The organism is Bacillus sp. AFS018417, from assembly GCF_002560985.1.
Lineage (GTDB): Bacteria > Bacillota > Bacilli > Bacillales > Bacillaceae_G > Bacillus_A > Bacillus_A rhizoplanae.
The window spans coordinates 22,410-47,285 of record NZ_NTTM01000031.1; the positions used below are offsets into that span (position 1 = coordinate 22,410).

24 protein-coding genes and 1 pseudogene are annotated in these 24,876 nt (G+C 35.4%); 23 read left to right on the top strand and 2 right to left on the bottom strand.

The window, feature by feature from the left end:
• The first annotated feature begins 233 nt into the window (after positions 1-233).
• The 14 genes from CN326_RS13970 to CN326_RS14030 all read left to right on the top strand — a co-directional run bounded on the left by CN326_RS13970 (position 234) and on the right by CN326_RS14030 (position 13,634).
• Entirely contained in the window at positions 234-3,344 is a 3,111-nt protein-coding gene (locus CN326_RS13970) for a phage tail tape measure protein (RefSeq protein WP_255258132.1), read from the top strand.
• On the top strand, positions 3,341-4,162 hold the full coding sequence (locus CN326_RS13975) for a phage tail domain-containing protein (RefSeq protein WP_098309621.1): 822 nt from the start codon (positions 3,341-3,343) through the stop codon (positions 4,160-4,162). Before CN326_RS13970 ends, CN326_RS13975 begins: the two co-directional genes overlap by 4 nt.
• A gap of 15 nt (positions 4,163-4,177) precedes the next feature.
• Positions 4,178-6,205, top strand: a complete 2,028-nt coding sequence (locus CN326_RS13980; RefSeq protein ID WP_098309622.1) for a hypothetical protein — start codon at positions 4,178-4,180, stop codon at positions 6,203-6,205.
• A gap of 127 nt (positions 6,206-6,332) precedes the next feature.
• Positions 6,333-7,676 carry an O-antigen polymerase gene (locus tag CN326_RS13985; protein WP_176524625.1) on the top strand — a complete coding sequence of 448 codons (1,344 nt, stop codon included), beginning with the start codon at positions 6,333-6,335 and terminating at the stop codon, positions 7,674-7,676.
• A 112-nt stretch (positions 7,677-7,788) separates the two neighbouring features.
• Positions 7,789-9,744, top strand: a complete 1,956-nt coding sequence (locus tag CN326_RS13990; RefSeq protein WP_098309624.1) for a phage tail spike protein — start codon at positions 7,789-7,791, stop codon at positions 9,742-9,744.
• Positions 9,744-9,902, top strand: a complete 159-nt coding sequence (locus CN326_RS24670) for a hypothetical protein (protein WP_176524627.1) — start codon at positions 9,744-9,746, stop codon at positions 9,900-9,902. Before CN326_RS13990 ends, CN326_RS24670 begins: the two co-directional genes overlap by 1 nt.
• A 1-nt stretch (position 9,903) precedes the next feature.
• Entirely contained in the window at positions 9,904-10,101 is a 198-nt protein-coding gene (locus CN326_RS13995; protein WP_098309625.1) for a hypothetical protein, read from the top strand.
• Between the two features lie 51 nt (positions 10,102-10,152).
• Complete coding sequence (locus CN326_RS14000) at positions 10,153-10,353, top strand: hypothetical protein (RefSeq protein WP_098309626.1); 201 nt, start codon at positions 10,153-10,155, stop codon at positions 10,351-10,353.
• A gap of 1 nt (position 10,354) precedes the next feature.
• Complete coding sequence (locus tag CN326_RS14005) at positions 10,355-10,489, top strand: XkdX family protein (RefSeq protein WP_098309627.1); 135 nt, start codon at positions 10,355-10,357, stop codon at positions 10,487-10,489.
• Between the two features lie 99 nt (positions 10,490-10,588).
• The gene (locus CN326_RS14010; RefSeq protein WP_098309628.1) at positions 10,589-10,846 is read left to right on the top strand and encodes a hypothetical protein; all 258 of its coding nucleotides are present in this window, start codon (positions 10,589-10,591) and stop codon (positions 10,844-10,846) included.
• A gap of 59 nt (positions 10,847-10,905) precedes the next feature.
• A complete protein-coding gene (locus tag CN326_RS14015; protein WP_098309629.1) occupies positions 10,906-12,114 on the top strand; it encodes a Shedu anti-phage system protein SduA domain-containing protein in 1,209 nt (402 codons plus the stop codon).
• Between the two features lie 86 nt (positions 12,115-12,200).
• Positions 12,201-12,482, top strand: coding sequence for a hypothetical protein (locus tag CN326_RS14020; protein ID WP_098309630.1), 282 nt, complete (start codon positions 12,201-12,203; stop codon positions 12,480-12,482).
• A gap of 2 nt (positions 12,483-12,484) precedes the next feature.
• Positions 12,485-12,730: a hypothetical protein gene (locus CN326_RS14025; RefSeq protein WP_098309631.1), complete on the top strand. Its 246-nt coding sequence runs from the start codon at positions 12,485-12,487 to the stop codon at positions 12,728-12,730.
• A 58-nt stretch (positions 12,731-12,788) separates the two neighbouring features.
• A complete protein-coding gene (locus CN326_RS14030; protein WP_098309632.1) occupies positions 12,789-13,634 on the top strand; it encodes an SH3 domain-containing protein in 846 nt (281 codons plus the stop codon).
• A 39-nt stretch (positions 13,635-13,673) separates the two neighbouring features.
• Here the strand turns inward: CN326_RS14030 and CN326_RS14035 are convergent, their stop codons facing one another.
• A complete protein-coding gene (locus tag CN326_RS14035) occupies positions 13,674-14,168 on the bottom strand; it encodes a PH domain-containing protein (protein WP_098309633.1) in 495 nt (164 codons plus the stop codon).
• A gap of 431 nt (positions 14,169-14,599) precedes the next feature.
• On the opposite strand from CN326_RS14035, the pseudogene CN326_RS25570 reads away from it, so the two are divergent.
• The 7 genes and pseudogenes from CN326_RS25570 to CN326_RS14070 all read left to right on the top strand — a co-directional run.
• A pseudogene (locus CN326_RS25570) lies at positions 14,600-14,716 on the top strand (replication-relaxation family protein); the annotation flags it as partial.
• Positions 14,717-14,986: 270 nt separating this feature from the next.
• Positions 14,987-16,987, top strand: a complete 2,001-nt coding sequence (gene tkt / locus CN326_RS14045) for a transketolase (protein WP_098309634.1) — start codon at positions 14,987-14,989, stop codon at positions 16,985-16,987.
• A gap of 365 nt (positions 16,988-17,352) precedes the next feature.
• Positions 17,353-17,793, top strand: a complete 441-nt coding sequence (sirA, locus tag CN326_RS14050) for a sporulation inhibitor of replication protein SirA (RefSeq protein WP_098309635.1) — start codon at positions 17,353-17,355, stop codon at positions 17,791-17,793.
• Between the two features lie 78 nt (positions 17,794-17,871).
• On the top strand, positions 17,872-18,093 hold the full coding sequence (locus CN326_RS14055; protein WP_098309636.1) for a YneF family protein: 222 nt from the start codon (positions 17,872-17,874) through the stop codon (positions 18,091-18,093).
• A 126-nt stretch (positions 18,094-18,219) separates the two neighbouring features.
• The gene (locus CN326_RS14060; protein WP_098309637.1) at positions 18,220-19,971 is read left to right on the top strand and encodes an ABC transporter transmembrane domain-containing protein; all 1,752 of its coding nucleotides are present in this window, start codon (positions 18,220-18,222) and stop codon (positions 19,969-19,971) included.
• Positions 19,971-21,734: an ABC transporter ATP-binding protein gene (locus CN326_RS14065; protein ID WP_098309638.1), complete on the top strand. Its 1,764-nt coding sequence runs from the start codon at positions 19,971-19,973 to the stop codon at positions 21,732-21,734. Before CN326_RS14060 ends, CN326_RS14065 begins: the two co-directional genes overlap by 1 nt.
• A 256-nt stretch (positions 21,735-21,990) precedes the next feature.
• Positions 21,991-22,569 (top strand): DUF2238 domain-containing protein, encoded by a 579-nt coding sequence (locus CN326_RS14070; RefSeq protein ID WP_098309651.1) that lies wholly within the window; start codon positions 21,991-21,993, stop codon positions 22,567-22,569.
• 340 nt (positions 22,570-22,909) lie between these two features.
• Here the strand turns inward: CN326_RS14070 and CN326_RS14075 are convergent, their stop codons facing one another.
• Complete coding sequence (locus tag CN326_RS14075; RefSeq protein WP_098309639.1) at positions 22,910-23,116, bottom strand: DUF3903 domain-containing protein; 207 nt, start codon at positions 23,114-23,116, stop codon at positions 22,910-22,912.
• A 143-nt stretch (positions 23,117-23,259) separates the two neighbouring features.
• On the opposite strand from CN326_RS14075, the gene CN326_RS14080 reads away from it, so the two are divergent.
• Complete coding sequence (locus tag CN326_RS14080; RefSeq protein ID WP_098309640.1) at positions 23,260-23,661, top strand: NUDIX hydrolase; 402 nt, start codon at positions 23,260-23,262, stop codon at positions 23,659-23,661.
• 308 nt (positions 23,662-23,969) lie between these two features.
• Positions 23,970-24,866: an acetoin biosynthesis transcriptional regulator AlsR gene (gene alsR, locus CN326_RS14085; RefSeq protein WP_098309641.1), complete on the top strand. Its 897-nt coding sequence runs from the start codon at positions 23,970-23,972 to the stop codon at positions 24,864-24,866.
• Positions 24,867-24,876: the final 10 nt, after the last annotated feature.

Genomic DNA, 24,876 nt, shown 5'->3' on the forward strand with positions numbered 1-24,876 from the left:
CTGACTAAAAATGAAGAGTCTCAGTCCGAATTGGACTGGGATTTTTATTTTTATGTTGGTAATACGTTGTTGGGATTAAGTATGGTCGATTTTTGGAAAATCACACCTAATCATTTTTTGAAACAGTACATTATGCATCTTAAATACAATCATCCAGATGCATTAGTTGAAGAGAAGCCACAACGGGTTTATTTAGATCAGACGCCATTCTATTAAAAAAGCGAGGTGAGAAAATGGCAGACAAGCAAAGAAATGTTGTACTCAATTTTAAGATGAATGGACAGGTTCAATATGCTCAAACGTTAAAGGAAATCAATATGGTTATGAATAACGCAGCCAAAGAGTATAAAAATCATATTGCAGCAATGGGGCAAGATGCTTCTGCGACGGATAAACTTATTGCTGAGAAGAAAAAGCTTGAAATACAAATGGAAGCCGCTAAAAAGAGAACTGAAATGTTGCGCGCTGAGTATACAGCAATGGCAAAGGACACGAACACGACAGCTGAACAATTGAACAGAATGTATGGTAAATTGCTAGATGCTGAGAGAGCAGAAACATCACTTGCTAATTCGATGAAACGCGTAACAGAAGGATTATCAGAAGAAGCACAGGAAGCTAGGAAAGCACAAGAGGATTTGGAAAAATTGAAACAAGGCACAAAACTACTTGAAGCGGAACAAAAGAGCTTAGCTAGTGCTTTTAAACTTCAAAATGCTGAACTCGGTGCCAATGCGGATGAATTCGACAGGCTAGATCTGGCGTATGAGCAACTGCAACAACAGATGAAGTTGACAGATAGGGTAGTTCAGAATTTAGAACAACAGTTGGAAGTGGCAAAACATGCATATGGTGAGAATTCTGTGGAAGTCAAGCAACTCGAAACAAAGCTAAATGAAGCTAGAACTACATTGAAAAACTTCGAAAACGCACTTGAAAACGCAGGGAGAAGTGCTGACAAAGCCGCTGATGATTTAGAGCAGCTAGGTCACAAGATGGACTTGAATAACATGCTTGAAGCAACGGAAATACTACAAGGCATGTCTGAACAGTTGATTGGATTTGGTAAATCAACTATGGATACTGCAATCGAGTTTGATAATTCTCAAAGAAAAATCCAAGCAAGTTTGGGTTTAACAGGAAAAGGTGCAGAAAATCTAGAGAAGATAGCAGAAAATACCTGGAAGAAGGGTTTTGGTGAAAATATCGAAGAAGTTGACCAGGCATTAATAAAAGTCTTTCAAAATATGAAAGATGTTCCGCATGAAGAGTTGCAAATGGCATCAGAGGACGTATTAACATTAGCAAAAATTTATGATGTAGATCTGAACGAAGCGACTCGAGGTGCAGGACAGTTAATGTCTCAATTCGGTTTGTCTACACAAGAAACATTTGATTTATTGTCAGCTGGTGCTCAAAGTGGACTCAATTATTCAGACGAACTTTTTGACAATCTATCAGAATATGCTCCGCTGTTCAAACAAGCAGGATTCAGTGCTGATGAGATGTTCACTATACTTGCCAACGGAACTCAAAGTGGATCGTATAATCTCGACTACATCAATGACCTTGTAAAAGAGTTCGGAATCCGTGTTCAAGATGGCTCTAAAGGCGTATCTGAGGGATTTGGTGATTTATCAGAATCTACACAAGAAGTTTGGAAGTCATTTAATGAAGGTAAAGCCACGGCAGCGGATGTATTTAATGCCGTTTTAGGTGATTTACGAAACATGGATGACAAAGTGAAAGCGAATCAGATTGGCGTTGCATTATTCGGTACAAAATGGGAAGACATGGGCGCGCAAGCCGTTCTTAGTCTCAATGATGTGAATGGTGGTCTTGGAGATACAAAAGGTAGCATGGAAGAAATGAAAAAAATCCAAGAAGAGTCCTTCGGACAGCAGTTTCAGAGTATGTTGCGTGAAACGAAAGCAGCTTTAGAACCGCTTGGTAAAGTGTTGATTGACATAGCAAAAGACATTTTACCAGCAATTTCAAAATCAATTAAAACTGTATCTGATTTGTTTTCGAAATTACCAGCACCTGTCCAAACTTTTACTGTTGTCCTTGGTGCATTATCTGCAGCGTTTATTATTTTAACACCTATCGTTGCAGCTCTAGCAATATCGTTTATGACCCTTGATGTTGCAATATTACCTATAATCGCTATTATCGCAGCCGTCGCGCTTGCAATAACCGGAATTATATTAGTCATTCAAAACTGGGGTGAGATAGTCGATTGGCTTTCTGAAAAATGGTCTCAATTTTCTACATGGCTCGGCGAATTATGGCAAGGAATTGTTCAAGTGTGCAGTGATGCTTGGAATTCCACGGTTGAATTTTTTTCTCAAGCTTGGTCTTCATTTTTGGAAATGGCACATAGTTTTTTTGAGCCACTGGCTGAATTTTTTAGTCAATTGTGGTCTAGCATTGTCGAAACAGCGTCTAATTTTTTGGGGCAACTGACACAAGCCTGGTCTAATACGTGGAATACAATTCTAACAATCTTAGACCCTATTATTTCACTTTTGAAAACTTTGCTAGAAGGAGCTTGGCTAGCTATTACAGCAGCCGCACAAGTTGCCTGGGCCTTATTTAGTAAATATATCATTGACCCGGTTACGGCCGCGTACAACTGGTGTAAAGAAAAATTTGGTGATTTAGTTAGTTGGCTGAGTCAAAAATGGGAGTCACTGAAATCTATGACATTATCAGCTTGGAATTCAGTGAAACAGCATATTATTGAACCAATTTCTTCTGCATATAACGGTGTAGTAGAAAAAGTAATATCAATGTATAACGCAGCAGTAGATAAGTTCAATTTTATTAAAAATGCAGCGACTGAAAATTTTAATGCCGCTAAAAATGCCATTGTGAATCCGATAAAAGAAGCCGCCGACATGGTGAAAGGTTGGTTAGATAAAATTTCAGAATTCTTTAGCAATCTTAAATTAAAAATCCCAAAACCTGAATTACCACCATTACCACATTTCAGCTTGAAAACAAGCAAAAAAGAAGTAGCTGGTAAAACAATATCTTATCCGTCTGGCATCGATGTGGATTGGCGTGCAAAAGGTGGTATCTTTACACAACCAACTATTTTTGGAATGAGCAATGGACGTTTACAAGGTGCTGGTGAAGCCGGACCGGAAGCGGTTTTACCTCTCAACAAAGAAACGCTTGGTACAATTGGAGACGCTATTTCAGCAAACATGGGCGGAGATGTTGTTGTTCATGTTTATTTAGATGTGGATGAAGTGAATACGAAGTTAGCTCCTGGCATGAGTCAAAAAATAAATCAAAATAACAAAATTACAGCTCGTAGTCGAGGAGTGATAACGTGATTACACTTGATGATAAATATAGATTTGAGGATTTTGGTTTCGAATATGAACCTGGTAATAAGGACCCTCTCACACCTGTTTTTGACCGAAAAACAATGTTTATTCCAGGAAGAGTTGGGTCCTATAAATTTGGTGCTGAAATAAAAGAAAAACATTTTACGTTCCCTTTGAAAATTATGGAACGGTTTTATGATGTGATGCAGCAGAAGTTTAATGAACTTACTGCTTTTTTATTTGATCCGTACGGTAATCCTAGGAAATTTAAAATGGTATTAGATTATGAACCGGACAAGTTTTATTATGTTGAATTAGCGCAGCAAATCATTCCAGATAGAATAACAGATGAAGCTGACGTGGTGCTAGTTTTAGTTGCTGATGATCCGCGTAAATATAGTCTAGTAACAAATGATGAAGTTACATGGGGAAGTGAAACCATTACATTTGAAAACACGATATATACTTTTGGTCACACTGGCGGAGGACAAGTTGAAAAAATAACTTCTCCAAGGTTATATAGCGTGTTTGTTAGTGGAATGGTGCAAACTCCTATCATAAAAATCAATGGAACTGGAACGAATGTAATTGTATCTGCGAATGGAAAGTCATTCTCTCTAGGTACATTTAATAATACAGATTGGATTATTGACGGAAATACATGGACTGTGTTAAAGAACGGAGCGAATGGATTATCTGATTATAATAAAGGTTATCCGAACGGAAGTTGGCTAGAGTTTATGCCTGGTGATAATCAAATTTCAATAAATGGAACAAGTTTGGATCTAACGATACAAATCGAGTTTAGGGACAAATTTATATAATAGGCAGGTGATGACATGGTAGTGCAACATATAAACTATAAAGATAAGATGTTTCAGGGTACTGATAAGTTAAATGAGTCCATAGACCAATCAAATGAAGCAATAGAAAAAGCAAAGACAGCAGAAATAAATTCAACAAGCGCTGTTGACACCGCTAATAGTGTACAAACACAATTAAATACAATTGTGATAAATAATGGTCAATCTGATGCGGAAGTATTACAAGGTAGAGTAGATGCTAATGGTAACGAATTTGGAACGATAAAATTACGTATTGATGCAGAACAAAATAAAATTGAGATTTTGCAACAAAATATAGGATCTATTGAACAATTCGGTGGTAAAGTTGACTGGGATGGTATAAGCGGAACCGAAAATTCCGTAGCTTTTTCAAATGCGTTTAATAGTGGTGATACAGTATATATCTATTTACAAAAAGGTAAATTGAAGACATCGCCACTCATTTTACCGACAGACAAAAATATAGTTATACAAGGTATGGGTAAAGACTTAACTGAAATATATTGTACAGGTCGCTTTTTCACTTGTTCAAATACAGCTAAATTTACCACGACTGTTTCTGTAGCATTAACAGAAGGAGATAGATTTGTAACATTATCAAGTATAACAGGCGCAGAAGTCGGACAATTAATCACCTTATCTAGTACACAAAACATGGAAGAAATAGATAGAACGGTAATAAAATCACATTCAGCAATTATCACAGCGATAAATGGGAATGTTGTTACTCTTGATAGACACGTTCCTTGTGATTTTAGTATTACCGGATTCACGGTGACTGCAAAAGGATATAAAGTCGGAAAAGTGAAATTATCGAATATGACCATATCAGGCGAATATGATGGTTATTTCGGAGATATTTCATTTGCTTCTGGATTTGAAGTGGAAAATTTAAAAGTAGTAAATCGCAATAAAAAGTACCAGGGAGAAACAACTACTGAAGGATTTGATCCAAGTCAAACAGGCGGTACGATGCATGGTTTTAGAGTTCAAAATGCTATTGACGCAAAGTTTATCAATCCCGAGTTTGAATATTTAAGTTATGGAGTTATGCCAACAACTGGAGCGGTAGGAACTACGGTCGAAAGGTCTGTCGCAAGAAGATGCAGACATACAGCAGCGCCCACTGGCGGTAGTCAAGGTTTTACTTGTAGAGATGGTAGAGCTTACGAATGCTACGCTGGATATGACAGTCATGAAGGTGCATATGATTCAAGACATTTTAACTGTCATTCATTTGGGGATGAAGTTGAAGTTAAACTGAGAGGGCGACATGACATTGTAGATGGATGCTCGTTTTCAGGAGGCGTTTTGACTCGCCATGATACAGGGTTAAGATCATTATCTGTAAGAGACAAATTTAAAAAATCAATCGTAAGAACTAGAACGGATAAACATGCTATATTCGATCAATCATGTACGGTGAAAATAAGTGATTGTTTGTTTAAAGAATATGTATCTAATTATCAGATAATTGATTCGTTCTCCATTGAGGATACAACAATTCATATGTTAGACGGAACAATCGTAAATAATTGGGCTTTATGGTTAGCCACCGCTCGTGTTAACACATACAGAAACTTAAGGGTTTTCGGACCTTATCGCGGTAAAGATAAGACTGGAGCAACGGTATCAGCAAACATCCATAAAGCTTTCCGAATTGACCGGAATGAACAAAGTGGTACTGTTAAGTTAGAAAACATTGAAATTGACGGATTTGACCACGGTCTATCATTTACCGTGGCAATGGATTTATCAAAATTTATCTTTGAAAACATTCAGATGAAAAATTGTGTTTATGGTATCTGGAATGAAGCTAATTATAAAGACAATCCAACATTTAGAAATCTATCATATTCTGGATGCGCAACAAACGTTCAACAGCCTTATCGTTTCAGATACAACACTCGACCATCAAACCCTATACATGGGCAGTCATATTGGGATGAAACAATAAAAAAAGCTATATGGTATGATGCTTTGGCATCAGCATGGAAAGATGCATCAGGGGTATCTGTTTAATAATGAAAACTAAGAAAATAATTGATATAAATTTTGTTTTTTAGATATAATCAATTTTTTTATTTGATTAACAAATAAATGTAATATAACATAGAAATTGTAAAAAAAATCCGAAGGGATGGCGACCGTGCAAATATTTACAATTTCATTCATTTTATTAATCTTATTCTCTCTCCCTATATTTTATTTTAGAAAACGAGGAGCAGACACATTTTCACCAGTAATGATTTCAATGTTTTTAATAATCATTACAAATATTCCTTATTTGATATCTATTTCTAGAAACTATGATATCCTTAACCCATTAGTTCGATGGCGCATTCCGGAAACAGAAATAGATTATGCAATTGCTAAATATGCAGTTGTGCTTGTGATAGGTGTTATAGGATTACTTCTTGGAGTTAACTCACGATTTTCGGCTAAAATTGTAAAACCTATACCAGTCTTTATAGGGAACGAAAGCAAAGTAAGGTATTTTTGGGCATTTCTATTTTCTTTATTTTTAGGGTTATTAGGTTATAAGATTTTTATGAATTCCGCAGGGGGATTTAGTAATTTTATTAATAATCTTGAACAGAGGGCTTCTTATACAAACGGTAGCGGATATGTTATGACTTTAATGAGTTTATTAGAAATTTCTGTTTATATTTTTATATGTACTTTTAAATATAAGAAGACCTTATTTAAATACTTGGTTTTGATGATATTAATAGTAGGTACTTCATTTTTACTGTCCTCAATGGGCGGAAGAAAATCAACATTGCAGTTTATAATATTTTCTATGATCGTTTGGCACTTTGCAGTAGGTAAAATAAAACGCTTATCATTTAAAATGTGTGCGCTAGTTCCTGTGGCGTTGTTTTATATTGTTGTAATGCCTATTATTCGTACACCAGATGGTGTAGAAGTTTATACAAATAATCCTGAAAAACTTGTGACTGATGTTGTAGAAAGTACAGATTCTCTCACACAACAATTTAGCTACATAGACCATTATTTATTTATTATGGATTATTTTACAATTGATAAATTGTGGTTAGGAAGTAGTTTTATGGATCTATTATATGCTCCTTTACCGAGTTCTATATATCCGGATAAACCTCCTGTTGATGATGGTGTTTATATAAGAACACTGGCAGAAGGATGGGAAGTATCTCCTTCTACACCTTTCAAAGAGATGTATCCATCTTCATGGCCACCAGAAACATTTGGGGCAATGTATATGAACTTTTGGATACCAGGTGTATTTATAGGATTTTATATATTAGGGATGTTATACAGAGCTTCGTATCTTTATATGATAAAATCAGAATATAGTTTGTATTCTATATTAATCTATGGGAATATTTTGTTGAACTTCCATATAAGTAATTTAAGAATTGTACAAACTCTAACAGACATTATATTAATAACGGTGTTTTTAGGGTTATTCTTCTTCGGATTTAAAAAGAAATACAGATTAGTTTGGTAAATTAATCTAACAGATTAATCTTAAAAAACAATAAGTAATTCTTTATAAAATACAGATTTAAAACAAAAGAGTGGCTACGGCTGCTCTTTTTATTTTGAAAGAAGGTGATACATTGCTAAAACTATACAACAAACAACTACAGTTAAAAGCGTATTTAGAAAATGCTTTTAAGATATCATATACGCAGCAGTTCAATGCAATTTGGACGGCTGCTTTTTCATTACCTTTTGATGATCCGAAAAACAATGAAATCAAAGCACTTGATTTTCTTGAGTTGTTTGACAATGGCAAACGAATAGGAATGTTTCGTATTATTCCTATCGAAACCGTAAAAAATGAAAACGAAAAAACAATAACATATAAATGTGAGCACGTCCTGGCTACTTTGCTAAGTGACGTGCTTTTTCGTTATCATCAAATGTCGAATTACACAACAAGGGAAGTGCTTGAATATTTACTAAGTCAGCAAGAAATTAAACATTGGCGCTTAGGTAAATGTGATTTCGTTAGATACTTTCATTACAGCTGGGAGAATGAAAATACATTATTAGGACCAATATTTAGTGTTCCAAAACCGTTTGATGAGCAATACGCCTGGACTTGGGATGATTCAATAGAAAATTATCCTTGGACACTAAACTTAGAAAAAGCAAGTACCGAAATAACTGGTGAAATACGTCACAGAAAGAACCTAAAAGGTATTAAAAGAACAAACGATCCAACCGATATTATTACGCGTCTGTACTTGCTCGGATATGGTGAAGGAGTTAACCAGTTAGACATTACTAAGGTTAATTTAACTGGATTGCCTTATATTGAAGCACCAGCGCACATTATCGAAGAATATGGAATTCAAAAATACATCTGGGTAGATAAACGGTTTGAAAATGCTGATATGTTATTTAGTTCTGGACAGGCTTTTTTAAATAAAAAAAGCACTCCAAAAGTTATGTATGCTGTGGAATCTAGCGATTATGAATTAATAGATCCATATAAAGTTGAAAAATATGAGGTTGGTAAGTTAGTACGCATCGATGATGATGATTTAGGCATAATAGATGTTAGGTTAATGAAAAAAGGGAAATCTGATGTTACGGGTAGACCCTTAGATATGAGTTTGGGAATTGGAGACATACTTGAAGACTTGGGAACAACACAGGCGGATATTGAGAAGCGGCAACAAATTAACGAACTGTATTCGCAAGGTGCGACTAATATTGATAGTCGCGATTTCCAAGATAATTGTGACCCTGATCACCCTGCAGTTATTCGCTTTAAAATACCGGATGATGTCGTTAACATTAATGAAATGATTCTTACATTTGAGACACAAAAGTTTAGGGCGTATGAGAGGGCGATAAAAGGTGGTGGTGCTGTTGTTTCATCTACTGCAGCTGGTGGCGGATTAACACAAACATCAAGTAGCGGAGGTGGAAGTACTCAAACATCATCAAGTGGTGGTGGAAGTATACAAACTAGTTCGACTGGTGGACAATCTACTGTAACAAGCGCAGGCGGTGGTGGTGCTACTGTTACATCATCATCTTATGTTGAACAGCATTTAATGTCGGGTGTTCCTCAAAATAGTGTTGGTACAGAAAACTGGGGATATCATATGCACGAAGTAGTTATACCAGGGCATAACCATTCTGTCGATATACCAAGTCATACACATTCTGTGAGTGTTCCAGCCCATACACATAATCTTAATATACCAAGTCACACTCATGATGTTACCATTCCGAATCATACACATGACATTACTATTCCGCCGCATAAGCACGATATTACGTTACCCGATCACACTCATGCGATTGAATTTGGGATTTTTGAATTAAATGATACACCCTCGAAAGTCACTATTACAGTGGATGGAACAACTATTCCATTTGATAGTACAAGTGGTGACAATATCAACTTAGTTCCATATCTTACAAAAGACTCAAGTGGAAACATTCAACGTGGCCGTTATGCTGAAATAAAAATCACACCAGATAACCTGGCTAGGATTAACGCTACTGTTACGAGTAGATTATTCATCCAATCACGCAAAGGAGGAAAATTCTAATGAGAGAATGGTTAATTAAGAAATTAGTAGGAAACAAGCCGGTTATTATGAACGTTACACTTACATTAGATGAACCAATTAAAGCATCAGAACCAAATGTAATATTAGATAAATGTAGTATCAATTATTCAGAGAAACTACAAAAGGAGATGAATTAACATGAGATTACAGGTTGATACACATAGTGGAAAGCAATTTGAATTGGAAGTAGAAACGTATAATGCAGTAGAAATGAACACACTATTGAATGACAGTACTATATATACAGTTGTGATTGGTAATACGGTTTTTTCACGAATTGATGTAAAGCTAGTAACACCTGTGAAAGAACCAGTAGAACCTATATTGCATAAATAATATTTAAAACAAAATACGATTTAAAAACACAAGCATGCAGCAGCAGATTTCGTGAAAGTTTGGGAATGGACAGGACAAGTTTGGAAAGAAAAACAAAATCAACCGTCAGTTATCTATATACTACAGCAGCAAAATGCTCAACTGGCACAAGAAATAGCTAAAAATAAACTAAAACATCATGAATCGATGCAACAACTTCAAGAGCAAATAGCACAACTAGCACTTCAAATCGCTGCCAAAGGAGGACGATGAAATGTGGTATGAATGGATTAAAGATTGGTATTCTAAAGGTTTTTACACAAAAGAAGAAGTAAAAGTGTTTGTAAAGGCTGGATGGATTACTGCAGAAGAGTATAAGGATATTACTGGCGATGATTATGTAGCATGAAATTGATAAAATATATCTTTAATACGTATGCAAATAAAGAATTTGCTTAAATTTTTCAGTAGTATATATTTAAAGAAATAATGTATGGGAGGCAATTGTATGAGAATAAAAGTAATTGCCACGAGCCAGCAGTTATTTACGTATGAATCAGTTTTAAAAGAATATGGCTACGAAGCTATTTCTAACAACGGCGAAACAGACTATACGTATATTAACATCCATACAATAGACGAACTGCTAAAATTCAAAGATGCAGTCAAGCGGGAATACGAACTGTATGGTGAATTAATTATTACGAATGATCAAGACACAAGAGAGCCACTTATAGAGATCTATGACTATTATCCAGATAAATAACAAATTGCTTAATATTGAATGTATAATATAGTTATCAATTTTAAGATAGGGGACTAGTTATGCTTTTCAAAGAATTTATTAAAATAAATGAAGAGATATGGCACAGTTATTTTAGAAGTTTTTTTAAGCAAATGCTACTTGGTAGAATATCTTTGGATAAAGGATCCATTCTATTTCCAAACATAATGCTCTTTACTGAAACTAAAGAACATTACATCATGGAGTTATTAGGTGCAAACAAATTTTATAATGAATTAAAAACAAAAAAGCATAAGGAAACTTCTACCGCAAAATATCTTTATCAGTTTGAATCCGACCACACTAATTCTGAAGAGTATATGTTTTATTGTGATAGTCTTGGAACGGTATTAAAAAATCTCACTCTTTCACGACCTTTTGATTTGGAGATGTTAAATAAACGTTTTAAAGTTTCTGGCCAATGGCCAGGATCTCATCTTATAATAGATGGAACAGGAAATGGTTCTCTCTTAGGATTTGGGGAAAAATTCAAGTCTCTTTATATAGATAATTGTGTATTAGTTAATCGGTTAGAAGAAATATATCGTGTAAAACAGGTAACTCATATGGTTATTGTTAATAAGAATTATTCTAGAATTGCATATGAGGACGAATTGAAAAACAAACTTAACCATCCTATTTCGTCAACTAATGATTTATTTGGTATACAATATTGTATTGGAACAAAAACCGAGGCTCTAATATTATCTGGTCAATTTGCTAGCACATTCTTAATTCCAGGTTTAAGAGAAACTACTATTGGAGAATTTCTAAACCAGAATCCATCTTTCATTAAAAAAGCATTAAGCTGTAAATCTTTTTTATATGAACAAGACTTCAAATGGATAGAAGGTAATCCCGATTTAGAGGAAAAAACTATTAATCCAGATTTAATGTTACAAAGGGAAGATGGTTTTTATGATATTTGTGATTTAAAGACCCCAAAGCTACATGAAAAAAAGCTTGTAAAAGGAAGGCATAAGAGAAGGGCCTTCGTAAGTTATGTAGATGAAGGTATTTCACAGTTAGCGAATTATGAAGAGTATTTTACTTTTCAAGCAAATAAAGAGTTATCTAAAGCTAAATATGGTGTAGAAGTTGTAGATCCAACTTTATACCTTATAGTAGGAAACTATGAAAATTTAACATTAGAAGAAACTCGAGAAGCTGCAAGGAAACTTAAATCAAATTATAGAATTATCGATTACGATACACTAAATGCTTTATTCCTAAATAATACACTTAATTAATATAGAATACGACTTTGAGCAAATTCAATTCATAGATCAAGAGGAGCAGAAATGCTTCTCTTTTTATTTTGAAAGGAGATGAAGGAATGACAATTGAAATTGGAGTGCTTATCGCGATATTATCACTAGCTATTAGTTACTTGGGGTATTCATTAAATAAAACAAAATCAGTAAGAACAGATGGACAGCAAAGTGCTGAGATGAAAGCAGAGTTAGGCTATATCCGTAAAGGTGTAGATGATATTCGTATTGATCAAAAAGCAAGTGAAAAGCAAATGATTTTGTTTGGTGAAAGAATCACACGGGTTGAAGAGAGTTCCAAGCAAGCACATAAACGCCTTGATAATTTAGAAAAGGAGACGAATTAAATATGAAAAATGAAATCTTAAATAAGTATGTAAATCCAGAAATCGCTATTCTACTTTTTGGTTTCTTGGGATCTATCAAACTACTTCTTGACTCACTTGGGTATCACATTATTACTGACGATATCATTAGTGGGGTTGTTAGCTTCATTTGCTGGGGCATTGCTATCGGAACAATGTTAACGAATACGTATTTGTCTAAACACCGTCAGAAGCAAAAAGAGACACTTCAAAATAAAGGTTTACTCTGAGCATTGTCATTCGGCAGTGCTCTTTTATTTCTAAAAATTAATAAGGAGATGTTGAATAATGAAGTACCATAATCGAAATGTAAATAATTTAAATCAATTAGCAGATTACACAAAAGCGGCAGCTTTTAAATGGTACCAATATTGCTTAGATAATGGAATTGAAGTATTAATCTATGAAACTATTCGTACTAAGGAAAAACAACGTGAGAATGTGAATAAAGGGGTTTCCAAAACAATGAAGTCTTACCACATTGTAGGACAAGCTTTAGACTTTGTGCCGATTAAACCTGACGGTACAGAAGATTGGAACGGTTATAAAAAACAACCGTGGTATGGTGCTATTAAGTACGCAAAACAAATCGGTTTTGAATGGGGAGGTGACTGGAAAGGATTTGTTGATTCACCGCATCTACAGTTTAATTATTGTGGGTATGGTACAGATACATTTAATGGTGGAGATATTCAAGATGTACCAAATTATTCTCCTTCTTCAGATTGTGGAGAAGGCATTACTTACATTGAAGGCAATAATGTAAATTTGCGTAAGGGACCAGGCACAGGATATGGTGTCATTCGTCAATTAAACAAAGGAGAATCCTACAAAGTATGGGGACAATCAAATGGTTGGCTAAACCTTGGCGGCGATCAATGGGTGTATAACGATTGTTCTTACATTCGTTTTACTGGAAACGGCGCACCAGCACAATCTGCTAATGACGGTGTAGGTGTTGGTACCATTACAGCAGATGTATTACGAGTTCGTACTGGCCCTGGAACAAATTATGATGTTGTAAAAAATGTGTACCAAGGTGAAAAATATCAGTCATGGGGATGTCAAAACGGGTGGTACAATGTTGGTGGTAACCACTGGGTATCCGGTGAATATGTAAGGTTTGAGAAGTAATGCCAAAGCCGGCTCATTTGAGTTGGCTCTTTTTTTCGTTTATATTCCTAATAATTGTTTCTTTTTAGCTTGAAATTCTTCTTCAGATAGAATTCCTTGTTCTTTCAATTCTGCAAATTTTTTAATTTCATCTACTACGCTATCATTGGTAGGTGTAGTATTTACTTGTTCAGCTGTGGATTTTTTACCGATTGAACTTTTAACGTGTTCTATAAATTTTTGAACATCACCTTGTTGTATGTATTTCATCTTAACTTTATTGCCAGATGCAAAAAATGAAATTTTATGACCCATAAATCCTTTACCCATTTCAAGAGAACTTATATTTTCATAAGGGAACATTTCTGAATCGTAACCAAATGTACGTTTACCATAAAAGAAAATTCGTTTATCGGTTGCAAGAAATACACCGTTACGTAATGTTTCATGACCCATTGTCTTTGTTTCATATGCTCCCATAACCGTTGCGAATACGGTTTCATTAGGATCTAAATGAGCAATCGCTTGTTCTTTTAATTTATCAATTTTAGCCATATTAATCCTCCTTGTATGTATGAAAATTACAGTACAAGTATAACAGGAATAAATGGTTAAATTATATAATTATTGTTAAATCCATTATTCCTCGTATCTCATATTCATCAATCTCCTTCTAAAAATGAAATTTTACTTATAGAAAAATGAGTTTTTATCGATTTGCACTAATCTAGCCCACATCTTATACTCAAGTTGTATTTTTCACTAGCTATTCATTTTGATAGGAGGGGGGGTATTGGACCCTCCTATATTTTTATGCATACATAAACGCACTTTTAATAGTAGTAGAATTAGAAAGATGTCACTTACATATAGGTGGAAACTTAACGTATACAGCATAGAGAATTAAACCAGTTTAATTTTTAATACTGAACACATCAAAGGGCTATATTATAAAAGATAACAGAAACTAAACAGGATAAAGTCTAGTGGAGAATGAGATTTTATCTACAATTTGTAAGTTACAGTTTGCGACGCGAAGGCACTTAATGGCTGTACATGATATGGGTGGCATTAGAAATGCAAATCGAACACTATATGATTTGTTTGTTAGGTTTTTTGTTATGCAGGACATATTTTAAGTGGACCACATTGACCACATTTTTGACCACATTCTTTTTAAAAAAGTGTGAAAATCTAAAAAAAGTATAGTGGATTGAAACCCTATACACTGTGAATTTTAGTACGTTTTTTGAACAAATCCGAAAAAACATCAACATATTTGTCCGTACATGTTGTATAATCTTGCAAGGAAAGATATCATATAGATGTGTAAAACGAAAACGTTTTCTACTATAAACGAAGGGAAGAATAGCATGTCACATTCAATCGAACAACTTTCTATCAACACGATTCGCACATTATCCATTGATGCGATTGAAAAAGCAAACTCTGGTCACCCAGGAATGCCAATGGGTGCAGCACCAATGGCTTATACAGTATGGACGCAATTTATGAAACATAATCCAAATAACCCAACGTGGTTTAACCGTGATCGTTTCGTATTATCTGCAGGTCATGGTTCAATGTTATTATACAGCTTACTTCATCTATCTGGTTATGATGTAACAATGGATGATTTAAAGAATTTCCGCCAATGGGGAAGTAAAACACCAGGTCATCCTGAGTTCGGTCACACACCAGGTGTAGATGCAACAACAGGTCCACTTGGACAAGGTATTGCAACAGCTGTTGGTATGGCAATGGCTGAAAGACATTTAGCAGCGAAGTACAATCGTGATGAGTATAACGTTGTTGACCATTATACATACGCAATTTGCGGTGATGGAGATTTAATGGAAGGCGTTTCTGCTGAAGCATCTTCATTAGCGGCTCATTTAGGATTAGGTCGTCTTGTTGTGTTATATGATTCTAACGATATTTCATTAGACGGCGATTTAAATCGTTCTTTCTCTGAAAGCGTAGAAGATCGTTATAAAGCATATGGTTGGCAAGTAATCCGCGTTGAAGATGGAAACGATATCGGAGCGATTGCGAAAGCACTTGAAGAAGCAAGGTCTGACGAAAAACGTCCAACATTAATCGAAGTAAGAACAACAATTGGATTCGGTTCACCAAACAAATCTGGAAAATCAGCTTCACATGGTTCTCCGCTAGGCGTAGAAGAAACGAAATTAACAAAAGAAGCATATACTTGGGCATTTGAACAAGATTTCCATGTACCAGAAGAAGTGTATGAAAACTTCCGTAAAACAGTACAAGATGCTGGACAAACAGCTGAAGCTGAGTGGAACGCAATGCTTGATGGGTATGCAAAAGCACATCCAGAATTAGCAACTGAACTGCAGACAGCAATGAAAGGTCTTCTTCCAGAAGGTTGGGATAAGAACTTACCAACATACGAAATCGGTTCAAAAACAGCAACTCGTTCATCTTCAGGACAAATTATTAATGCAATTGCTGAATCAGTACCATCATTCTTTGGTGGATCTGCAGACCTTGCTGGTTCTAACAAAACATACATGAACAAAGAAAAAGACTTCACAAGAGAAGACTACAGTGGTAAAAATATTTGGTACGGTGTACGTGAGTTTGCAATGGGTGCAGCAATGAACGGTATTGCACTTCATGGCGGTTTAAAAACTTATGGTGGTACGTTCTTCGTATTCTCTGACTACTTACGTCCAGCAATTCGTCTTGCTGCGTTAATGCAACTGCCAGTAACATATGTGTTCACACATGATAGTATCGCAGTTGGAGAAGATGGACCAACGCATGAGCCAGTTGAACAGCTTGCAGCTCTTCGTGCAATGCCAAACGTATCTGTTATTCGTCCTGCTGATGGTAACGAATCTGTTGCAGCTTGGAAGTTAGCGTTAGAATCTACAAAAACACCAACAGCATTAATCTTAACTCGTCAAGATCTTCCAACATTAGAAGGTGCTAAAGACGATACGTATGAAAAAGTTGCGAAAGGTGCATACGTAGTTTCTGCAAGCAAGAAAGAAATTGCTGATGTAATCTTACTTGCAACTGGATCTGAAGTAAGCTTAGCAATTGAGGCGCAAACAGCATTAGCACAAGACGGTGTTGACGCAGCTGTTGTCAGCATGCCGTCTATGGACCGCTTTGATGCACAATCTGCTGAATATAAAGAATCTGTATTACCAAAAGCAGTAACAAAACGTTTCGCAATTGAAATGGGTGCTACATTCGGATGGCATCGTTACGTTGGTCTTGAAGGAGATGTGCTTGGTATCGATACATTCGGTGCTTCTGCTCCTGGTGAAAAGATTATGGAAGAATACGGATTCACTGTAGAAAACGTTGTTCGCAAAGTAAAAGAAATGCTTTAATGATTTTGGAAAAATCTCTCCGGCATGGAGAGATTTTTCTATATAAAAGGGTTTATCCCGCACTAACGGGCAGTAAGGCTGGGGAAGAACGGGAAGGAAAACTGCCCGTAAGAGCCCGATTGGTTCAACTAACCATCGGAGAAAAGGCACTCCGATGGAAGTTTCACTTTATCCCGCTGCTCAGGAGCAGTAGGACTCTAATTGGTGAGAATTTTCTATCAGTAGGGGGGAGAAAATCCCGGTTGATGGAAGTGTCACTTTATTCGACAGAAAAAGTTTTTTCTTTCTCCGCAGTCAGACAATCATTGCATATTTGTTTCTATATAATGAAAAGAAATAAAGTTGTCCAATGCGGGAGGGAAAATATGAGAACGTATGAACTGTACTTAATTCAAGAAGATGTTACGAAGTCGTATTTCGGTCGTGAGTTTTTATTGTTTGATTTGTTTGCTCGCTTTGCACAGTCTCGTTCCCTTTCAGAAAAGAAAGTGTTGTATAAACAAATGAAGTATATTACATTGCCCTTACAAGTAATGAAATTACATCATAAAATGGAACAGGCACTGCGAACATACGGGAAATATGAAAGAAATGAGCATACGCATATTATATCTAATGGAAATGTGTACGGGGAAGTGAGTATTAAGCCGCAGTATATTCGAATGCATACTCCTGAAAATGTTGAAATGGAAACAGCTATTTTTGAAGTGCTTAGAAAATGTGAATTAACATTTCTTGCGATGGATTATGAGAGTAAACAATACGGATGGTTAAATCCTCTCAAACAAGTGCGTACTTATATATAAAAAATGTCGAATACAATCTTGTCTTATTGAAAAGGTTTTAGTACACTGTAAGGTAGACAACATGAAGGAGGAAAATATATGTCAATTTGGGTAGTTGTTCTAGTGGGCGTATTAGCACTAGTAGCAGGCGTTGCGTTAGGATTTTTCATCGCACGCAAATATATGATGAACTATTTACAAAAAAATCCACCAATTAATGAACAAATGTTAAAAATGATGATGATGCAAATGGGACAAAAACCATCCCAAAAGAAAATCAATCAAATGATGAGCGCAATGAATAAACAACAACTGAAATAAGCGCTATAAAAGGCACTCGAATAGGAGTGCCTTTTTATTTTGTTTTCTAAAGTTATTTTAAACTTTAAAAAATTCAGTAATTTTGATAAACTGAAAACATCGCTCATTTGGGATAGGAGGTATATAATGAAAGTTTTTTTTGACTTGGCATGGTTTTTTAAACAAGAGAAGCAAGCGTACATAACTGGTATTTTTTTATTGTTTGGCGTTGCTCTTCTTGAGCTTGTGCCACCAAAAGTGATCGGCATCGTTGTTGATGAAATTAGCAATCATTCATTAACAGCTGAGAAGCTATTACAATGGGCAGGAATTTTAATTGGTGCTGGGGTGACGATGTATATTTTGCGTTATGTGTGGCGCATAATGATTTTCGGTTCTTCTTTAAAGTTAGCCCGTCAATTACGTCAAAAACTGTATAAGCACTTTACTAATATGAGCCCATCATTCTACCAAAAGCATCGTACCGGTGATTTAATGGCACACGCAACAAATGATATTCAAGCAGTTCAGCAAACAGCTGGCGCTGGGGTGTTAACGTTTGTAGACTCATTAGCGGTGGGCGGGTGTGTTCTTGTTGCGATGGGATTTACGATTAGTTGGAAGTTAACATTACTCAGTTTAATTCCGATGCCAATCGTAGCGATTGCGACAAACTATTATGGAACGTTGTTACATCGTCGTTTTCATAAAGCGCAGCAGGCTTTTTCAGAAATCAATGATAAAGTTCAGGAAAGTATGAGTGGAATGAAGGTAATTCGTTCACTTGGTCAAGAAAAAGAAGATTTACAAGCATTTCGCGATAAATCGGAAGATGTAGTACAGAAAAATATTCTTGTTGCTCGCATTGATTCATTATTTGACCCAACAATTTCTTTAATTGTAGGCTTTTCTTTCTTAATTGCAGTGTGTTATGGCTCTGTATTGGTTGTTCGTGGTGAGCTTACGATAGGAGAACTTATTACGTTTACTTCTTATTTAGGAACGCTCGTATGGCCAATGTTAGCGTTTGGTTGGCTATTTAATATCATGGAGCGTGGGCGTGCTTCTTATGATCGTATTCAAAAATTATTCATGCAAGTATCAGATGTTGTGAATAGAGAAGAGGCAAGCGAAGAAGTAGCAAGTGGTAATATCGAGTTTGATATTGATGCATTCTCGTACAAGAAAAATGAAGTGATAAATCTACAAGGGATTCATTTTTCTTTACAAAAAGGGGAAACTTTAGGGATTGTAGGACGTACTGGAGCAGGAAAAACAACATTATTAAAGTGTTTAATTCGAGAATATGATCATTTTGATGGAGCGCTACGAGTTGGAGAAACCGATATTCGAGATATGACGTTACATGCTATTCGTTCCGCTATTTCGTATGTACCACAAGATCATTTCTTATTTTCTGCAAATATAGGAGAAAATATCGCATTTGGAAAACCGGATGCTACCTATAAGGATATTGCACATGCAGCTACTATTGCATGTATTCATGAGGATATTACGAAATTTCCAGAAGGATATGAAACAGTGGTTGGTGAACGCGGCGTTTCTTTATCAGGTGGCCAAAAACAGCGTATTTCGATTGCGCGTGCATTATTAACAAATGCTGAAATTTTAATTTTAGATGACTGTTTATCAGCAGTAGATGCAAAAACAGAAGAAACGATTTTAGCGGCGTTAAAGCGTGAACGTGAAAATAAAACGACTATTATTACAGCGCACCGCCTAAGTGCTATTCAGCATGCAAATTTAATTCTCGTTATTGACGATGGGAAGATTGTACAGCGTGGAACGCACGAAAGTTTGATGCAACAAGACGGCTGGTATAAAGACATGTATGAAAGTCAACAATTAGAAGCACTAGTTGAGAAAGGAGGGGTATAATGAACGAGAAAAAACGAAGCGATCTATGGCGTCTATTATCCTATATGAAGCCATATAAAAAACTGCTGACACTAGCGTTTTTATTTTTAGTTGGTGCAACTGTAGCGGAAATGATGGGCCCTTTTTTAATTAAGGAATTTATTGATGAACATTTAGTTCCGAGAAATTTTGAGCAAAATGTATTAGTGACGTTATTTGTTGTGTATATAGTTTTTCATTTATTAAAAGTACTCTTTACGTATTTGAATTTATTATATTTCCAAAACATTGCCTTCAAAATTGTGCAAGATATGCGTGTAGAAGTATATGAACATGTTCAAAGTTTATCGCTTAGCTTCTTTGATCGTACACCAATTGGAACGCTCGTTTCTCGAATAACGAACGACACAGAAGCGATTAAAGATTTCTTTGTAAGTGTATTATCTACTTTTGTAAAAAATATTGTATTTTTAATCGGTATTTTAATATCTATGTTTCTACTTAACGTGAAGCTTGCCTTATTTTCATTACTTCTTATTCCAACTATGATTACGATTATGGCTTTTTATCGTCGCAAGAGTTCAGTCTTTTATTTAGAACTTCGCAATCAATTAAGTGTATTAAATGCAAAATTGAATGAATCTATTCAAGGTATGAACATTATTCAAGTCTTTCGCCAAGAAAAACGGATGCGTAAAGAATTTGAAGAAGTAAATGAAAAACACTACGGAGCAGGCCGTCGCAATTTGAAATTAGATGCACTGCTTTTACGTCCGGCGACCGATCTTGTTCATATTTTGGCAATTGTATTGGTGTTGACGTTGTTTGGAATTGATGCAATGCATAGTCCTGTTGAAGTTGGTGTATTATATGCTTTTGTTAACTATATTCATCGCTTCTTTGATCCAATAAACGAAATGATGATGAAATTGTCTTTCTTCCAGCAAGCAGTTGTGTCATCATCGCGTGTGTTTCATTTAATGGATGAAAAAGATTTAGCACCAGTACAACAAGGTAATGGAACTCCCTTCATGACGGAAGGGGAAATTGAGTTTAAAAATGTTACTTTCTCTTATGATGGAAAACGTGACGTGCTGAAAAATGTATCTTTTCATGTAAAACCTGGGCAAACTGTTGCTTTTGTTGGGCATACAGGTAGTGGGAAAAGCACAATTATGAACTTATTGATGCGTTTTTATCATGTTAATCAAGGGGAAATTGTAATTGATGGGGTTCGGTTAGAGAACTTTCAAGAGATAGAAATACGAAAACGTATCGGTCTTGTATTACAAGATGCTTTCTTGTTTGCTGGAACAGTTAAACAAAACATTCGTATGTACGATGAAAATATTACAGATGAAGAAGTGGAAGAAGCTGCAAAATTTGTGCAAGCAAATACATTTATTGAACAGCTATCAGATCAATATGATACAGAGGTAGTTGAAAGAGGAGCGGCGTTTTCAAGCGGTCAAAGACAGCTTGTAGCATTTGCGAGAACTGTTGCTACAAATCCGAAAGTATTAGTGCTAGATGAGGCAACAGCAAACATCGATACAGAAACAGAAGAAGCAATTCAAACAGCATTGCAGCGTATGCGAAAAGGGAGAACAACCATTGCGATTGCACATCGTTTATCGACAATTCAAGATGCTGACCAAATCTTTGTGATGCATGATGGTCAAATTGTTGAGAGAGGAACACATCAAGAATTGTTGACGCAACAAGGGTTATATTACAATATGTATTTGTTGCAGAATAAAGGAAGCCTTCAGAAAGCCTTGTAAGAACAAGGTTTTGAAGGCTTTATTTTTTGTTAAAATGAGCATATTGAATTTAATACTGGATCTCTAGAGAGTTTTCATATTATGTTTAATAGAATTTAAATATTTGTTTTTTGTTCATTCATTACTTAACAATAAGGATTGCATGAAATGGGGTAATTTGTATTTTAATCGAACGCATATTCTTTGGATGGGTTGAAATATGGTATAAGTAACTTAATTATAGGAGGAGGAGAACTTGACGATACATCGTTCACATATGCTATTATTTATTAGTTTTTGGATCACTTTATTTATCTCAGGAATACAGCCAAAAGATTTGTTTACATGGCGGCTAGAAGTATTACCAGCTATTATTCTTGTATTGATTTTAGCAGCAACATATCATCGTTTTCAATTTACGACGTTTACATATGTTTGGATTTGGTTCCATATGCTTATATTACTTATTGGCGGACATTATACATACGCCGAAGTACCTCTCTTTAATTGGCTACGCGATACGTTTCATTTAGAAAGAAATTATTATGACCGCGTAGGCCATTTTGCGCAAGGTTTCGTTCCTGCTCTTTTAACACGTGAAGTTCTCATTAGAGTAGTAGAAATTCAAAAAAGGGGATGGTTATCAATCCTTGTAATTGCTGTGTGCTTAGCATTTAGTGCGCTCTATGAATTACTTGAATTTTTAGTTGCCAAATTGACAGGAACAGCAGCAAATGCTTTTTTAGGTATGCAAGGAGATTCGTGGGATACACAGTGGGATATGACCTTCGCGCTAATAGGTGCAATTTTAGCTTTATTGTTGTTTAGGAATGTACAAGATAGAAAGATGGAATAAGAGATATTAATATGTATTACATATTAATTATATATGTAATACATATTTCCCATATAAAGAAGATTACTATACTATATTAGATGTAACATTCGAATGTTTGATGTATTACCGGTAATATCCCTATCCCTTTTCTAAAAATGCGAACTAGATTTACCCTTTTTCCGCATAATTTTTCATAGATTGTACGGAAATATTGTTCGATAACCATTATGGAACGTACATAATGGAAAAATCCCGATTTCTTAGAAGATGCCCCTAATCTTCATGTGATAATATGTACGGAAAAAACATGAATGTTTTCTCCGTTTACGATCGGAAAAAGGAAAGCTGGCCATTTTGGTCAGCTTTCTTTTTTTCCTGCAATGATGTCCTCTTTTATAATCTCTGTTTTCAATAATAATGCTTTTCCAAAACGACGCTGACATTCTTCAGTTATTTTTTGAACTGCCAATGTGTTAGAAGAAGCAGCAACAGTTACTAATGTTTGTCGTGTTCCTCGATTTTCCTCACAAAACACACAATCCACAACATACTTAGAAACTTTCACAGAACCCTTCCTTCCTTTCTGTTTTTTAGGAATGCGCTGTCTTTGAAGTTGCTGAAAGTATTCGATAGATTACAAGTTTTTTCCTCTTTTTTCGAGGAGAAATTAGGTAAAAGACAGAATAATATGTATGGGAGGAATAGAGGATGAAGCGTTGGATTGGAGCGGCAGCAATTTGTATCAATGACAATAAAGAAGTATTAATGGTATTACAAGGAAAACGAAAAGAAGAAAAACGTTGGTCTTTACCCTCAGGTGGATTAGAAAAAGGAGAAACATTAGAAGAGTGTTGTATAGGTGAAGTATGGGAGGAAACAGGGTATCATATTGAAGTTATTGAGAAAGTACATGAAAAAACAGGTGTTACATTCGATATTCCTGTACACGTACATTATTATGTTGTGAAAGTAGTAGGGGGAGAAAGAAAAATTCAAGATCCGGATGGATTGATTTATAAGATTGAGTGGAAAGCATTTCAAGAACTTAAAAATATTCCCCTTTCATTTCCGGAAGATTATGAGTTACTACAGAAGTATGTGAATATTTAGTGTATATGCTAGGAAATGATTGAGGCGAGAAGTACGAAAATGTATATGGAGAGATAATTGAATATTGAAGGGAATAAAAGAAAACGTATATTAGAATTCTCTTGTATGCGTTTTCTTTTATTTTTACGCATTTCGAAATGCGATAAGAGAGCTGAGCTTGTTTCTAATGTTAATAGCATTGATAAACTTACGATTTATTGGTAAAAGGTTTGGAGATTTTACCGTGGGATTTTTTAAAAATATTTGTCTAATATATAATTCTTATGTTATTAATTTATTATATATATTAATAAAGAAGGGTGTTCTATATGGAATTACGGCATTTACAATACTTTGTTGTTGTAGCAGAAGAGCTTCATTTTGGAAGAGCGGCAGCTCGCTTACAGATGACGCAGCCACCGCTTAGTCAACAAATTCAACAATTAGAACAAGAAATGGGAGTTACACTATTTTCAAGAACGAAACGAAGAGTAGAGTTAACAGAAGCAGGGGAATTGTTTTTAAAAGAAGTGAAAAAAGTTTTTATACAAATTGATAAGGCAGTCGAAGTTGCCCAACGAGCACAAAGAGGAGAAATTGGATCGCTGTCTATTGGGTTTGTTGGGTCGGCAATGTATGATATTTTGCCGCCAATCGTTCGAGAATATCGAAAAAAATTTCCGAATGTATCTGTTGTCTTGCATGAATTATCTACACCGGAACAAGTAGATGCACTTCATGATAATCGAATTGATGTCGGACTATTACGGCCACCTATTACAAGTCAGTTATTACAATTGGAGACAATTCAGCATCTTCCTTGTACACTTTGTTTACCGAAGGTGCATCCGCTTGCGAATAAACAAGCAATATATATTGAAGATTTGCAAAAAGAACCTTTTGTTTTTATTACACGAAATGTTTGGCCAACATTATATGATAATATTCTCTCTTTATGCCGTGATGCAGGGTTTAGTCCGCAAATTGTACAAGAGGCGACAGAGTATCAAACAGTGGTCGGACTTGTTGCTGCTGGAATTGGGATAACGGTAATACCAGTGTCTGCAAATAATTTATATCAATCAGAAGTTGTATACAAAGAAATATGTGATTCTAATTTTGTTGCGGAACTAGCAGTCGCGTATCGAAAAGCAAATATAAATCCAGAATTACAAGAGTTTTTGAAAATAGCGAACGCAAGAGAAACGAACGAATTTACAAAATGACGAGAAAAAT